The organism is Streptomyces marianii (genome assembly GCF_005795905.1).
Classification (GTDB): Bacteria; Actinomycetota; Actinomycetes; order Streptomycetales; family Streptomycetaceae; genus Streptomyces; species Streptomyces marianii.
The window spans coordinates 2,861,647-2,876,699 of sequence record NZ_VAWE01000001.1 but is presented as its reverse complement, the minus strand read 5'-3'; the positions used below and the strand labels follow the sequence as shown (position 1 = coordinate 2,876,699).

General features: G+C 74.3%; 6 protein-coding genes. 4 read left to right on the top strand and 2 right to left on the bottom strand.

Annotation, left to right across the window (positions count from 1 at the left end; all coding sequences use genetic code 11):
- Nucleotides 1–83: 83 nt before the first annotated feature.
- Together FEF34_RS12815 and FEF34_RS12810 are read right to left on the bottom strand one after the other, a co-directional pair.
- Complete coding sequence (locus FEF34_RS12815; protein ID WP_138053308.1) at nt 84–1,841, bottom strand: alpha/beta hydrolase; 1,758 nt, start codon at nt 1,839–1,841, stop codon at nt 84–86.
- An 86-nt stretch (nt 1,842–1,927) separates the two neighbouring features.
- Nucleotides 1,928–4,792, bottom strand: a complete 2,865-nt coding sequence (locus FEF34_RS12810; RefSeq protein ID WP_138053307.1) for a lysylphosphatidylglycerol synthase domain-containing protein — start codon at nt 4,790–4,792, stop codon at nt 1,928–1,930.
- Between the two features lie 206 nt (nt 4,793–4,998).
- Between FEF34_RS12810 and FEF34_RS12805 the strand changes: the two genes are divergently transcribed.
- The 4 genes from FEF34_RS12805 to FEF34_RS12790 all read left to right on the top strand — a co-directional run bounded on the left by FEF34_RS12805 (nt 4,999) and on the right by FEF34_RS12790 (nt 15,022).
- A complete protein-coding gene (locus FEF34_RS12805) occupies nt 4,999–5,373 on the top strand; it encodes an MGMT family protein (protein WP_138053306.1) in 375 nt (124 codons plus the stop codon).
- 242 nt (nt 5,374–5,615) lie between these two features.
- On the top strand, nt 5,616–9,323 hold the full coding sequence (locus FEF34_RS12800; RefSeq protein ID WP_138053305.1) for an ATP-dependent DNA helicase: 3,708 nt from the start codon (nt 5,616–5,618) through the stop codon (nt 9,321–9,323).
- A gap of 214 nt (nt 9,324–9,537) precedes the next feature.
- Nucleotides 9,538–13,590, top strand: coding sequence for an ATP-dependent DNA helicase (locus tag FEF34_RS12795; RefSeq protein WP_234042372.1), 4,053 nt, complete (start codon nt 9,538–9,540; stop codon nt 13,588–13,590).
- 10 nt (nt 13,591–13,600) lie between these two features.
- Nucleotides 13,601–15,022, top strand: a complete 1,422-nt coding sequence (locus tag FEF34_RS12790) for a dipeptidase (protein WP_138053304.1) — start codon at nt 13,601–13,603, stop codon at nt 15,020–15,022.
- Nucleotides 15,023–15,053 lie beyond the last annotated feature (31 nt).

The following is a 15,053-nucleotide window of genomic DNA, read 5'->3' as shown; positions in this document are numbered from 1 at the left end:
CTGACAGTGACGAGGGAGCCCGGGCAAGCCCGGCCGGTGCCGGGCCGCTCGCCGGGCGACCCGCGCACCGTGCGGCCCGTCCGTCACTGGCAGACGGTTCCGGAAGCCGGGACCTTCCCGTTCAGCAGGTACTGGTCCACCGCGGCCGCCACGCACTTGCTGCCGCTGTTGTAGGCGCCGTGGCCCTCGCCTTCGTATGTCAGCTCGACCCCCACGCCCTTGCCGAGCGCCTGGACCATGGCCCGGGCGCCCTCGTACGGCGTCGCCGGGTCGCCGGTGTTGCCGATGACGAGGATGGGGGCCGCGCCGGGCGCACTGACGTCGGGCGTCTCCCACTGCCCGGGCACCGGCCAGTGCTTGCAGCCCATCAGACCCCACCCGAGGTAGTCGCCGAAGATCGGCGAGGCCTCGCGGAACTCGGGGAGCCTGGCCTTCGTCTGCTCCATCGAGTACCGCTCCTTGAAGTCCACGCAGTTGATGGCCGCGTTGGCCGCCTGGAGGTTGCTGTACTGCCCCTCTCTGTTGCGGCCGTTCATCGCGTCGGACAGTGCGAGCAGCAGCGAGCCGTCACCGCCGTCCGCCTCGTCGAGTCCCTGCTCCAGCAGCGGCCAGTACTCCTTGGAGTAGAGGGCCTGGGCGATGCCGTTGGTCGCCTGGGTCTGGGTGAGCTCGCGGTCGCCGATGCCGGGGATCGGCTTCTTCTCCAGCCGGTTCTGGAGGTCGATGACGAACTGCTGGATCTCCTCAGGCGTGCTGCCCGGCAGCTGGCAGGCGTCACCCCGCGCGACGCAGTCCTCCGCGAAGTTGGTGAACGCCAGCTGGAAGCCCCTGGCCTGGCCGAGCGAGCCCTCCACCGCGGTGCTGGTCGGGTCGACGACGGCGTCGAAGACCGCCCGTCCGACGTTCTCCGGGAAGAGGTGTGCGTAGACGCCGCCGAGCTCCGTCCCGTAGGAGATGCCGAAGTAGTGCAGCTTGTCGTCGCCGAGGACCTGGCGCATCAGATCCATGTCCCGTGCTGCGTTGGTGGTGCCTACGTGGGGCAGGTCCGGGCCCGAGTTCTCCTCGCAGGCCGCGTCGTACCTGCTCAGGTTGTCGCTGTACGTCTTCTCCTCGGCACTGTCGTCCGGGGTGGCGTCCTGGGCGTAGTACTGGTCCAGCTCCGGGTCGTCGAGGCACTCGACGGGCTGGCTGCGGCCGACGCCCCTCGGGTCGAAGCTCACCAGGTCGTAGCGGGCGCGCAGCCGCTCGAAGTCCTGTGCCGCCGCCGGCAGCGTGCTGACCCCGGAGCCGCCGGGGCCGCCGAAGTTGAAGATCAGCGAACCGATCCGGTCGGCCTGGTCACGGGCCTTCGCCCGGATCAGGGCCAGCTCGATGGTCTCGCCGTCGGGCTCCGCCCAGTCACGCGGGACCTCCATGAAGGAGCACTCCCACTTCGTGCCGCCGGGCAGCGGAGAGGGCGCGGTGCCGCCGCCCTCGGCCTCCGAGGGAGCCGGGCACGGCTTCCAGTCGAGGTTCTGGCTGCCGAGGTCGCGGTCGCGCTGCTCCCCGTTTCCGTTTCCGCCTCCGCCGTCGGAGCAGCCGGCGGTGACGAGGAGCATGGTGGCGGTCGCGGCGGCGAGCAGGGTCCCGGCGCGCCGTGCGGCGATGCCGCCGCGACGCCCGGGGCGGTCGGCGGTGACGACGCCGGGGCCGGCGTCGTCCCCTGCCGCGTCGTCCGTACGAATGGCCGGGGTGTCCCCGTGCGGGCCGTGCCCCTCCGGCGGGCCGGGGGCGTCGGTGTCCCGGCCGTCTCCGCCGGGGTTGGGGCCGGCGGCGTGGCGGCCGGTGGGGGAGGTCGGCATGACCCCATCCTGCGGTCCCGCGCGCCGCGCCGCCTGTCGGCGGCCGCCGGGCGAGGCCCGGCGGCCGGAGCGCCCGGCGCGTACGCCTAGAGTGCGCCCTTGCGGGTGAGGTGGTTGAAGGACAGCCATCCCGGCAGCACCGGCAGCCACAGCGTCAGCAGCCGGTAGAGCAGCACCGCCGGGGCCGCGACCTCGGCGGGCAGCCCCACCGCGATGAGGCCGAAGGTCAGCGCACCCTCCACCGCTCCCACACCGCCCGGGGTGGGAGCGGCGGACCCCAGCGCGTTGCCGGCCAGGAAGACGACGGCGATGCTGGCGTAGCTGAGTTGCTGGTCGCCGTTGCCGAAGGCCCGGATGGAGGCGTCCAGGCACATGACGAAGGAGCCGGTGAGCAGCAGCATGCCGCCGATGCCCGTGAGGAGCTTGCCCGGCCGCTGGAGCACGTCCAGCATGCGCGGGACGACCCCGGCGAACAGGGACCGCAGTCGTGTGGCGACGAACTTCCGCAGGAACGGGATGGCGGTCACCACGAGCACGAGCACGGCCACCGTCAGCAGTCCCGCGATGACCGTCCTCGACGGTGTGAACGACGACGTCTTCTCCGTGCCGGTGAGGTACCCGAAGGCCAGTAGCAGCAGGATGTGGGCGCCGAGGCCGAAGAGCTGCGAGGCGCCCACGCTCGCCACCGCCAGTCCGGGGCGGACGCCGGAGCGCTGGAGGAAGCGGGTGTTCAGGGCGACTCCGCCGACGGCGGCCGGGGCCACGATCTTCACGAACGAGCCCGCGACCTGCGCGACGACGGTCCGCAGGAACGGAACCCGCTCGGGCACGAATCCCAGCAGGCTCATCGCCGCCGCGACATAGCTCAGTGCCGAGAACAGGACCGCGGCGGCGACCCAGGCCCAGTCGGCCCGGCCGACCACCCCGAGATCGGTCCGCGTGAGCTGTGACAGCAGGAAGTAGGCGGCGATGGCTCCGGCGATCAGACTGACCAGCGTGCGCGGCCTGATCCGCTCCAGCCGGGCCGGTTCCACCGGTGCCTGCGGCCGGATCAGCAGCACCTGGTGGCGGATCTGGGCGAGGAGGTCCTCCTCGCGCGCCTCGTCGAGCGCCTCGTCCATGGCCCGCTTCTCGGCCTGCTTCTCGGCGCGCAGCGACTTGCGGGCTGCCCTGCGGTCGTCCTCGGCGCCGTCGGGGCCCTGCTCCGCCCTGGCCTGCCGCGCCGACTCCGCCGCCGCGAGCACCGCCTCGCGCTCGCGCTGCGCCCGTTCCCTGGCGAGCCGCCGCAGTGTCGCGCGGGTGGAGCGGCTGAGCGCGATCGGCTGCAGTAGCGGCAGACAGGCCGCGACCGTGTCGGAGCCCAGCACCTCGACGGCCGCGGCGACCGCGCGCCCGGCGCCCACGCGCAGGCCCACCGTGGTCAGCAACTGCGCGATGTCCATGCGCAGCACCACGTCGCCGGCCGCGATCTCACCGCCGCGCAGATCGGTCAGCACGACCCTGCCGGAACGATCCACCAGGATCGCGTCGCCGGTGAGCCTGCGGTGCGCGATACGGCGTGACTGCAGTGCCCGCACCTGCCTGAACGCGCCGTGGACCACCTCGTCGGTGATCTCCTCGTCGGGCATGGAGTCGAGCGAGCGGCCGCCGAGGTGCTCGTACACGAGCATGACGGCGTCCGGGCCCAGCTCGGACGTGGCGATCAGCTTGGGCGCGTTGGCGCCGGCGGCGATGGCGGCGTAGGCGAGCAGGGCCTCCTGCTCCAGCGCCTGCCGCAGCGACTGGGTGGAACGGCGGGTGGTGATGCTCCGCAGCGTCAGTCGGCGCCACACCCGGTAGAAGTAGCCGTGCGCCTGCTGCTCGCGGTCGACGACGGTGACGTCGAGCGGTGGGCCGTCCTCCAGGGTGACGAGGTACCGCCGCCCCCTGTCGCCCTGGTCGGCGGAGTCCGGTACGTCCTCGGCCCGCATGGCCGTGACGGGGCGGAATCCGACGTGCCGCAGTCCGGCGAGGAGGGTCTGACCGGTCGGTCGTACGTTCGGGGAGCCGACCGTGTAGAGCGTGCCGTACGCGACGGTCCAGCCGATCAGCACGGTCAGGATGATCGAGAACGGTGTGGTGTAGCCGGCGACGAGCATCGCGAAGGCGTCGAGCAGGAGCACGCCCCACAGCGCGACCCGCCAGCGAGGCCTGCGTGCCATGCCGACCGCCGTCATATAGGCGATCACGGGCGCCAGGTAACCGTGGACCGGGTCGGTGAGCCCGCCGCCCGAGGCGGGCTGGGTCAGTGCGTCCTGGATCTGGCTGGGTGCGGCCTTGGCGACCCAGAGATCGGTGGCGAGCGTCACCCCGTGGGCGAGTACGGCCGCGAGTACGCCGTCGGCGATGCGCAGTCCGTCCCGCTTGATCAGCCGTTCGATGGCGAAGGCGACCGGGACGAGGAGCACGGCGATGCTCGACATCAGTCCGGCGAGCTTCACCAGCAGGTCGGGGGCTTGGCCGGTGCCCTTGGAGATGTCCGACTCGAGGCCGCTGGTCGTGCCGTGGGCGAAGGCGGCGAGACCCAGGACGACGGCGATCGCCAGGATGCCCGCGAGCAGACGCGTCAGATCGGAGGGGCGGTGGACGCGGGCCGGCAGCAGGGGCTCGTCGCCGGAGAGCCGGTCGATGTGGGCCACGTCGCCGCCGTCACCGCAGGCCCCGTCCGGGCGCTGCCGTTCGCGCTCCGCCTCGCGGCGCCCGGAGTCGGCCGCGGGGCGCGGGGAGCCGGCCGGCCGGGTGCGCTCCTCGGCGTCGCCGGCCGCGGGGGAGGCCTCGGAAGGGGCCGGGGAGGACGCCGTGGCCGGGTCGGCCGGCGGGATCTCCCGGTTTCTGGCGGGCTCCTGGTGCGGTCCGGCGGTTCCGGAGCGCGACTCGGAACCGGAGGTGCTCGCCGCCGCGGGAGGCTGCACGCCCAGCTCCTTCGTCGTGTCGGTCTCTTCTTGATCTCGTATCACCAGTCACCGCCCGGACGATGGTGGCACGGTGAGCCGACAGAGCATGGCATCAGGGTGCGCCGCGGAGATGCGCGCTGCACTGCTTGCCCTTCTTTGTCTTGGTATATGCGATCAACGGCGCTCCCGGCCCGCTGTCGGTGGCATGGGGCAAGATGGGCCGGATGAGCGATGAGGTGCCGGAACTGCCGGAGTACGCGGAGCGGGTGCTCGAGGTCGCCGAGCGCATCCCGCCCGGCCGGGTCATGACGTACGGGGACGTCGCCGAATGGCTCGCTGAGGGAGGGCCACGCCAGGTCGGCCGGGTGATGGCACTCTACGGAGGGTCGGTGCCCTGGTGGCGTGTGGTGCGCTCCGACGGTGCCCTGCTGGCCGGCCACGAGCTGCGGGCACTGCGGTACTACCGCGCCGAGGGCACCCCGCTGCGGCAGGCGCCGCCGGGCGCGGAAGGTCATGTGCCGCGCCTGGACATACGGCGGGCGCGCTGGGACGGCGGGGCCGACCCGGCCGACGGGGCGGGCGGAGGAGCTCACATCTGACAGCTTCCGCCATTCGGCGGTGCGATGGGATGTCCGGAGTCCGGGGGCCCTGTCCGCGGTGGTCCCGAGCGGTCCGTCCGCGGCGGGGGCACCCGTGGGCGTAGCGTCTTCCCCACCGCCGGTGGCGCCCGCGCCGCAGGCCACGTCCTCCAGCGGCCCCCAGGCCCGCCCGCCCCGCCCGCGCACCCGCATCGGGCCCGTCGTCACCACCGTCAGCACACCCACCAGGACCGGCGATCCACGTGAGTTCCTCCTCCTCCACCGGGCGTACACCGCACCGTCGGGTACGGCAGGGGTTCCCCCATGGCCCGCAAGGGCACAGGGGGCGGACCCCGGGCGCGTACCGACTGGTGCGTACCTCGCCGGGCCCGGTGGATCCCCCTCTCCTGGACGCCGCCCAGCGCGCGGTGGTTGACCACGAGCGCGGGCCGCTGCTGGTACTCGCCGGGCCGGGCACCGGAAAGACGACGACCCTCGTCGAGGCGGTCGCCGCCAGGATCGAGCGGGGGGCCGACCCGGAGCGGCTGCTGGTGCTCACCTTCAGCCGGAAGGCGGCGGTCGAACTGCGCGACCGGATGGCCGTGCGCCTCGGCGGCGCACGGGCGCCGCAGGCCACCACCTTCCACTCCTACTGCTACGCGCTGGTGCGGGCCCACCAGGAGGCGGACCTGTTCGCCGAACCGCTGCGCCTGCTGTCCGGTCCCGAGCAGGACGTGACCGTCCGCGATCTGCTGGCCGGACAGCTCGACCTGGAACGGGAGGGGCGGGCCGGCGTGCGCTGGCCCGCCGAGCTGCGGGCATGCCTCACCACCCGCGGCTTCGCCGACGAGGTGCGTGCGGTGCTCGCCCGCAGCCGGGAGCTCGGCCTCGGCCCGGACGCGCTGTCGGCCTTCGCCCGCCGGACGGGACGACCCGACTGGGGCGCGGCAGCGGCCTTCCTCGCCGAGTACCTGGACGTGCTGGACCTCCAGGGGGTCCTCGACTACGCCGAACTCGTCCACCGGGCGTCCCTCCTCGCCGAGCGGCCGGGGACGGGCGAGCACATCGCCCAGCGGTACGACGCCGTGTTCGTCGACGAGTACCAGGACACCGACCCCGCCCAGGTCCGGCTGCTGAGGGCGCTGGCGGGGGACGGCCGCACCCTGGTCGCGTTCGGCGATCCCGACCAGTCCATCTACGCCTTCCGGGGTGCGGACGTGAACGGCATCCTCGACTTCCCCGCGGCCTTCCGGCGTCGCGACGGCCGCCGGGCCCCCGTCGCGGTGCTGAGGTCGTCCCGTCGCTCCGGCGCCGTCCCGCTGTCGGCGACCCGTCTGCTCACCCAGCGGATGCCGCTGCCCCGGCTGCCCGCGGACAGGGTCCGTGCCCATCGCGAGCTCACCGCCGCCCGCTCCGGCGGCCGGGTCGAGGTGTACACGTACCCGACCGCCTCCACGGAACTCGACAACGTCGCCGACATCCTGCGGCGCGCCCACCTGGAGGAGGGCGTGCCGTGGAACGACATGGCGGTCCTCGTCCGCGCGGGCAACCGCAGCCTCCCGGCGACGCGGCGCGCGCTCACCGTGGCCGGTGTGCCGGTGGAGACGGACGGCGACGACATCCCCCTGCGCCACGAGTCCGCGGTCACGCCCCTTCTGACCGCCCTGCGCACCGCCGCGAGACCGCTCGTCACGAGTGGTTCCGGGCCGGGCGAGGGCGGTCGGGCCGGGGGCGGCGACAGGGACGGAGGCCGGGGCGGCGCCGAGGGCGGCGAGGCCGACGGCGACGGGTCCGTGGACGGAGACCGGGAGGAGAGCGGCCGAGGCACCGGCGGGCGGCACGACCACGGCCGGAATGCCCGCGCCCGGGAAGCGGACGGCGGGGACACGGCAGTACGGCCCCCCGCTGCCCCGGGTTCCGGCGCGGTCGCGGGATCCGGTCCGGGCGCTGCCCCCACCGCCGGCACTGTTGCGGGTCACGGCCCGGACGCCGCCTCCGGCCCCGGCGGGGACGCCGGCTCCGCTCCCGGCAGGGGATCGGACGCGGGCACGGGCAGCGGGCCGGGCACCGGCCCCGGTGTGCCGTTCCGGGAGGAACCCCCCATCGACGCCGACACCGCCGCCACCCTCCTCACCTCACCCCTCGGCGGTATGGACACCGCCGATCTCCGGCGGCTCGGCCGCGCCCTCCGCGACGAGGAACGGGCGGCGGGCAACCGCCTGCCGCCCCCCTCCGACGTCCTCATCGCCCGTGCCCTCGCCGAGCCCGAGCGGCTCACCGCCCACGACCCCGCCTACGCCCGTGCCGCCCAGCGGCTCGGCGCCCTGCTGCGCAAGGCCCGTGAGCTCCTCGACGGCGGGGGCACCGCCGAGGAGGCGCTGTGGGAGCTGTGGACCGGCACGCCCTGGCCTCAGCGCCTGGAGCGGGCTGCCCTCCGCGGCGGCCCGGCCGGCCGCAACGCGGATCGCGACCTCGACGCCGTCTGCGCGCTGTTCGAGACCGCAGCGCGCGCCGAGGAGCGCACCGGCGGCCGCGGCGCGCTGAACTTCCTGGACGAGCTGGAGGCCCAGGACATCGCCGCCGACACGCTCGCGCGCCGGCCCGAACGCCCCGCGGCCGTCCGCCTCATGACCGCCCACCGGGCCAAGGGCCTCGAATGGGGCCTCGTCGTCGTCGCCGGCGTACAGGAGGGCCTCTGGCCGGACCTGCGCCGCCGCGGTTCCCTGCTGGAGGCCGACCGGATCGGCCGTGACGGTCTCGCCGAGCCCCTCACGCCCGGCGCCCTGCTCGCCGAGGAACGCCGGCTGTTCTACGTCGCCGCCACGCGCGCCAGGGACCGCCTCGTGGTCACCGCAGTCAAGGCGCCCTCCGACGACGGCGATCAGCCCTCGCGCTTCCTCACCGAACTCGGAGCCGAACCGCGCGACATCACAGGCCGGCCGCGCCGCCCGCTCGCCGTCGCCCCGCTGGTGGCCGAGCTCAGGGCCACCACCGTCGACCCCGAGGCATCCGACGCGCTCCGCGACGCCGCCGCGCGACGGCTCGCCCGGCTCGCCGCTCTCACCGACGACGAGGGCCAGCCGCTCGTGCCCGCAGCGCATCCCTACCGCTGGTGGGGACTGCAGGACCCGACGCACAGCGGGGTTCCCCTCCGCGACCGCGACCACCCCGTCGCCCTGTCCGGAAGCGCCCTCGACCAGCTCGCGAACTCCTGCGCCCTGCAGTGGTTCCTGGGGCGCGAGGTCAGGGCGGACGCCCCGGCCACCGTCGCCCAGGGCTTCGGCAACGTCGTCCACGTCCTCGCCGACGAGGTCGCCTCGGGCCGCACCCCCGCGGACCTGGCCGTCCTGATGGAACGTCTGGACTCCGTGTGGGACGGCCTCGTCTTCGACGCACCGTGGAAGTCCGTCCAGGAGAAGGAACACGCGCGCGCGGCGCTCGAACGCTTCCTCCGCTGGCACGTCATGGACCGCGGGGGCCGTACCCCCGTCGCCACCGAGCACGACTTCGACGTCACCCTGGAAGCCGGCCCGTACGAGGTACGTATCCGCGGATCCATGGACCGTGTCGAACAGGACGAACAAGGCAGGGCGTACGTCGTCGACTTCAAGACCGGCAGGCAGACGCCGACGAAGGACGAGGTCGCGCGACACCCCCAGCTCGCGGTCTACCAGCTCGCCGTCCGCGAGGGCGCCGTCGACGAGGTCTTCGACGCCCGGCGCCCCGCCCCCGGTGGCGCCGAACTCGTGCACCTGCGCCAGGCCGCCCCGAAGAAGGAGGGCGGAGACGCACTCCCGCGCGTCCAGTCCCAGGAACCGCTCTCCGGCGCATGGGTCGGCGACCTGCTCGCCACCGCGGCGGGGCGGGTCCTCGACGAACGCTTCACCCCGAGCACCGGCTCGCAGTGCGAGCACTGCGCCTTCCGTTCCTCGTGCAGTGCCAGGCCCGAAGGACGTCACATCGTCGAATGACGGCCGGGAGCTCCCCGACGTCACACCGCCGGACGACGCCCTACGCCGGAGGCTCCGCGCCGGAGCGCCGCATCCGCTCAGGCGCCGGCGGCCTCGGCGCCCGGCGCGAGCCACGGCCCGCAGGCGCGGCGGGTGAGCGGGGACGGCCGCCCGCTCGCCCGCACGCGAGCACCCGTGGCGGGCGCTGTCGGCGGTCGCCGTTAGCCTCTCTGAGGTGTCCGCACGCATCACCGACCCCGAGCAGCTCAAGGAGCTGCTCGGCATCCCGTTCACCCCGGAGCAGACGGCCTGCATCACCGCGCCGCCCGCGCCGCAGGTCATCGTGGCCGGAGCGGGCTCCGGGAAGACGACGGTGATGGCCGCCCGGGTGGTGTGGCTGGTGGGCACGGGGCAGGTGGCCCCCGAGCAGGTCCTCGGGCTGACCTTCACCAACAAGGCCGCCGCTGAGCTCGCCGACCGCGTCCGAACCGCCCTCGTCCGGGCCGGGGTCACCGACCCTGATGTGATCGACCCGGACGACCCGCCGGGCGAGCCCGGCATCTCGACCTACCACGCCTTCGCCGGACGGCTCCTCACGGACCACGGCCTCCGACTCGGCCTGGAGCCGACCTCCCGGCTGCTCGCCGACGCCACGCGCTACCAGCTCGCCGCACGCGTGCTGCGCGAGGCCCCGGGCCCGTACCCCGCGCTCACCAAGTCCTTCCCGGCACTCGTCAGCGATCTGCTCGCGCTCGACGCGGAGCTGGCGGAGCACCTTGTGGCGCCCGAGGAGCTCCGGGCCCATGACTCCGCGCTGCTGAGCGACCTGGCGGGCGTCAGGCTCGGCAACGCCGACCTGCGCAAGGTTCCGGACGCGGCTGCGGCCCGGCGGGAACTGCTCGACCTCGTCGTCCGCTATCGCGACGCCAAGCGTTCCCGCGATCTCCTCGACTTCGGCGACCAGATCGCCCTGTCCGCGCGGCTCGCGCTCACCCGCCCCGAGGTGGGCCGCATCCTGCGCGACGAGTACCGGGTGGTCCTGCTGGACGAGTACCAGGACACGTCCGTGGCCCAGCGCCTGCTGCTCTCCGGTCTGTTCGGCAGGGTCGCCGCCCCGGACGGCACGCCGGGAGAGGGCACGGGCCATCCCGTGACCGCGGTGGGCGACCCCTGCCAGGCGATCTACGGCTGGCGCGGCGCGTCCGTCGCCAACCTCGACGACTTCCCCGAGCACTTCCCCCACGCGGACGGCCGCCCCGCCACCCGCTTCTCCCTGAGCGAGAACCGCCGCAGCGGCGGCCGCCTCCTCGACCTCGCCAACGGCCTCGCCGAGCCGCTGCGCGCCCGCCACGAAGGCGTCGAGGCACTGCGGCCCGCGCCCGGGGCGGAGCGCGACGGATCCGTGCGCATCGCGCTGCTGCCCACCCACGCCGAGGAGATCGACTGGCTCGCCGACTCGATCGCCCATCTCGTCCGCACGGGCAAGGAACCGGGCGAGATCGCGGTGCTGTGCCGCACGGCGGGCGACTTCGCGGCGATCCAGGGCGCGCTCGTCGCCCGTGACGTCCCCGTGGAGGTCGTCGGCCTTTCCGGGTTGCTGCACCTTCCGGAGGTCGCCGACCTCGTCGCGGTCTGCGAAGTCCTCCAGGACCCGGGCGCGAACGCCCCGCTGGTCCGGCTCCTCACCGGGCCGCGCTGGCGCATCGGCGCCCGCGACCTGGCCCTGCTCGGGCGCCGGGCGCGCCTGCTGGTCCACCGCGCCGGGGACGACGACACGGACGCCGACCAGCGGCTCGCCGCCGCCGTCGAGGGCACCGACCCGGCCGAGGTCGTCTCGCTCGCCGACGCCCTCGACACGTTCCTGGAACGGAGGGAGACGGACGACGGCCTGCCGTTCTCCGCCGAGGCCCGGGTCCGCTTCGCCCGCCTTGCCACCGAGCTGCGGGACCTGCGGCGTTCCCTGGCCGACCCGCTGATGGACGTCCTCCACCGCGTCCTCGCCACCACCGGCCTGGAGGTGGAGCTCTCCGCCTCGCCGCACGCCCTCGCCGCCCGGCGCCGCGAGACCCTCGCGGGCTTCCTCGACGTCGCGGCGTCCTTCGCCTCACTCGACGGCGAGGCGACGCTGCTGGCCTTCCTCGGCTTCCTGCGGACCGCCGAGCAGTACGAGAAGGGCCTCGACAACGCGCTACCCGGGGGCGAGAACACGGTGAAGGTGCTCACCGCCCACAAGTCCAAGGGACTGGAGTGGGACGTCGTCGTGGTCCCCGGCCTGGTCGCCGACCAGTTCCCCAGCACCCGCTCGCGTGAGTCGTGGACCTCCCAGGCGAAGGTCCTGCCCCATGCGCTGCGGGGCGACTCCGCGACCCTGCCCGGCATCACATCCTGGGACGCGAAGGGACTCAAGGCATTCAAGGAGGAGATGAAGGAGCATCAGCACACGGAGGAGCTCCGGCTGGGCTACGTGACGTTCACCCGCCCCCGCTCGCTGCTCCTCGGCTCGGCCCACTGGTGGGGCCCCACCCAGAAGCGCCGCCGCGGCCCTTCCGCGTTCCTGGAGGCGCTGTACGACCACTGTGCCGCGGGCTTCGGCGAGATCGAGGCATGGGCCGAGGAGCCGGAGGAGGACGCGGAGAACCCGGCGCTCCACGCCGCGACGCCGGTGCAGGCGTGGCCGCTCCCGCTGGATCCCACGGCGACCGCGCGCCGTAGGGAGGCCGCGGACACGGTGCTGGCCCATCTGTCGCTGATCACCGGCCCCGGGACCGCGACGGCACCGGGGCGCCCCGGGGCCGTGCCCTACGGTGCCCGTACCGGACCGCACGACCGCGAGGGCGTTTCCTGCGACGGGTCGGGCCCGGCCGAAGCGACCGGTTCCCTCGCCGACGGTCCGTCCGGCGAGGACCTCTGGCCCGAGGAACTCCACGACCCCGCCGACGAACCGTGGCCGGACGAGCCGTGGCCGGAGACGCTGGGCGACCCGGTGGACGTCGCGCCCGGCGAGGACGAGCAGTCCGCCGGCACCGTGCCCCGGGGGGACCTCGCACTCGCCGAAGGCCCCGGACAGGACGACGGGCCTCCGGTGCCTCGCGCGCCCGCCTCCGGCGACGTCGCCCCCGTCCACCCGGCGTCCGGCCCCGCCGCGTCCGCCCCCGTCCCACACGACGGGGCCGGTCCCGTTCCGGACGCCCGCTCGCTGCGCCACCCCAGGCTGCCCGCTCAGCGCGCCGAACCCCTCGCTCCCGAGGACGCCAGGGTGATCGCCTCCTGGGACCGCGATCTCGAAGCGCTCACCGGGGAGCTCCGCCGCGCCCGTGAATCCGTGCGCGAGGTTTCCCTCCCGGCAGCGCTGTCCGCGTCCCAGCTGCTGTGGCTGGCCGCGGACCCGGACGGCTTCGCACGGGAGCTGGCGCGGCCCATGCCCCGTCCGCCCCAGCGCGCAGCCCGCCGGGGCACGCGATTCCACGCATGGGTGGAATCGCGCTTCGAGGAACTGCCGCTGCCCATGCTCGGGCCCGACGAACTGCCGGGCGGCGACCGGGACGAGGCGGGCATCGAGGACGAGCGGGAGCTCGCCGTGCTGAAGGAGGCGTTCGAGCGCACGCCGTACGCAGGCCGTGTCCCGTACCGGCTGGAGGCGCCCGTCCAGGTCACCCTGGCGGGCAGGGTCGTCAGGGGCCGGATCGACGCCGTCTACCGCGACGCGGCGACGGGCGCGTTCGAGATCGTGGACTGGAAGACCGGCCGTGGCCGCGACGCGGATCCGCTTCAGCTCGCCGTCTACCGCCTGGCCTGGGCCGAGCAGCACGGCCTCCCTCCCGAGTCGGTCGGCGCCGCGTTCGTCTACGTGCGCACCGGGGAGGTCGTCCGCCCCGGCGGACTGCCCGGCCGGGCCGGCCTCGAACGGATCCTCATGAGCGGCACGGATGACACGGACGGTGCGCCCGGCATGGACGGGCCCGAGATGGACGGCGCACCCGGCACGGACGGTACGGATGCCGGGGACGACACGGACGACACGGATGACACGGACGGTGCGCCCGGCATGGACGGGCCCGAGATGGACGGCGCACCCGGCACGGACGGTACGGATGCCGGGGACGACATGGACGACACGGATGACAGGGCGGTCGGAGAGGCCGGGGAAGGCCTTCCCGCCCCGGGCGCCCCTCGGCCCGGCGCCCCTCGGCCCGGCGCCCCTCGGCCCGGCGGTCCCGGGCCCGCCGGCAGCGTGCCCCGGCCCGGGCCCGACCGGGCGGTCGGCGAGACGGCCCCCGGCGCCGGATAGGCTCGACGCCATGAGCGACACCCCGGACAACGCCGTCCGTACGTACATAGCGGAGCATCGCGCCGCCTTCCTCGACGACCTCGCCGAGTGGCTGCGCATCCCGTCCGTCTCCGCGCAGCCGGAGCACGACAAGGACGTACGGCGCAGCGCGGAGTGGCTGGCGGCGAAGCTCACGGAGACCGGCTTCCCGACCGCCGAGGTCTGGGAGGTCCCCCCGGCCGCGCCGGGCGAGGCCCAGGGAGCCCCGGCGGTCTTCGCCGAATGGTCGTCCACCGACCCGGACGCTCCCACCGTGCTCGTCTACGGACACCACGACGTTCAGCCCGCCGCCCGGGAGGACGGCTGGGACACCGATCCGTTCGAACCGGTCGTCAGGGACGGCCGGATGTACGGCCGCGGCGCCGCCGACGACAAGGGCCAGGTCTTCTTCCACACCCTCGGCGTGCGCGCCCACCTCGCCGCCACGGGCCGTACGAGCCCGGCCGTCAACCTCAAGCTCCTCGTCGAGGGCGAGGAGGAGTCCGGATCGCCGCACTTCCGCGCCCTGGTCGAGCAGCGCCGGAGTCGGCTCGCCGCCGACGTCGTGATCGTCTCCGACACGGGCATGTGGTCGGAGACGACCCCCACCGTGTGCACCGGCATGCGCGGCCTCGCGGACTGCGAGATCGCGCTGTACGGACCGGACCAGGACATCCATTCCGGTTCCTTCGGCGGCGCCGTGCCCAACCCGGCCACCGTCGCCGCCCGGATCGTCGCGGCCCTGCACGACGAGCACGAGCGGGTGGCGGTCCCCGGGTTCTACGAGGGTGTTCGCGAGCCGACCGCCACGGAACGCGAACTCCTCGCCGAGCTGCCGTTCGACGAGTCCGAGTGGCTGCGTACGGCCAAGTCGTACGGGACGTTGGGCGAGGCGGGCCACACCACCCTGGAGCGGATCTGGACCCGCCCGACCGCCGAGGTCAACGGTATCGGCGGCGGTTACCAGGGGCCCGGGGGCAAGACGATCATCCCGGCCTCGGCGCGGCTGAAGCTCTCCTTCCGGCTCGTCGCCGGTCAGGATCCGGACCGGGTGGAGGAAGCGGTCCGCACCTGGGTCGCGTCCCGGGTGCCCGCCGGCATCCGCCACGAGATCGCTTTCGGTGCGGCGACCCGGCCCTGCCTCACACCGCTGGACCACCCGGCCCTGCGGTCGCTCGCCCGGTCGATGAGCCGTGCCTTCGACGGGCAGAAGATCCGCTTCACGCGGGAGGGCGGTTCGGGGCCCGCCGCCGACATCCAGGACGTGCTCGGTGCACCGGTGCTGTTCCTGGGTGTTTCCGTGCCGTCCGACGGCTGGCACGCGCCCAATGAGAAGGTCGAACTGGCCCTGCTGCTGAAGGGCGTCGAAACCGCCGCGTACCTGTGGGGCGACCTGGCCGGCGCCCTCCAGTGACAGACAACCGGTCATCCGCAGAAAGCCGGTC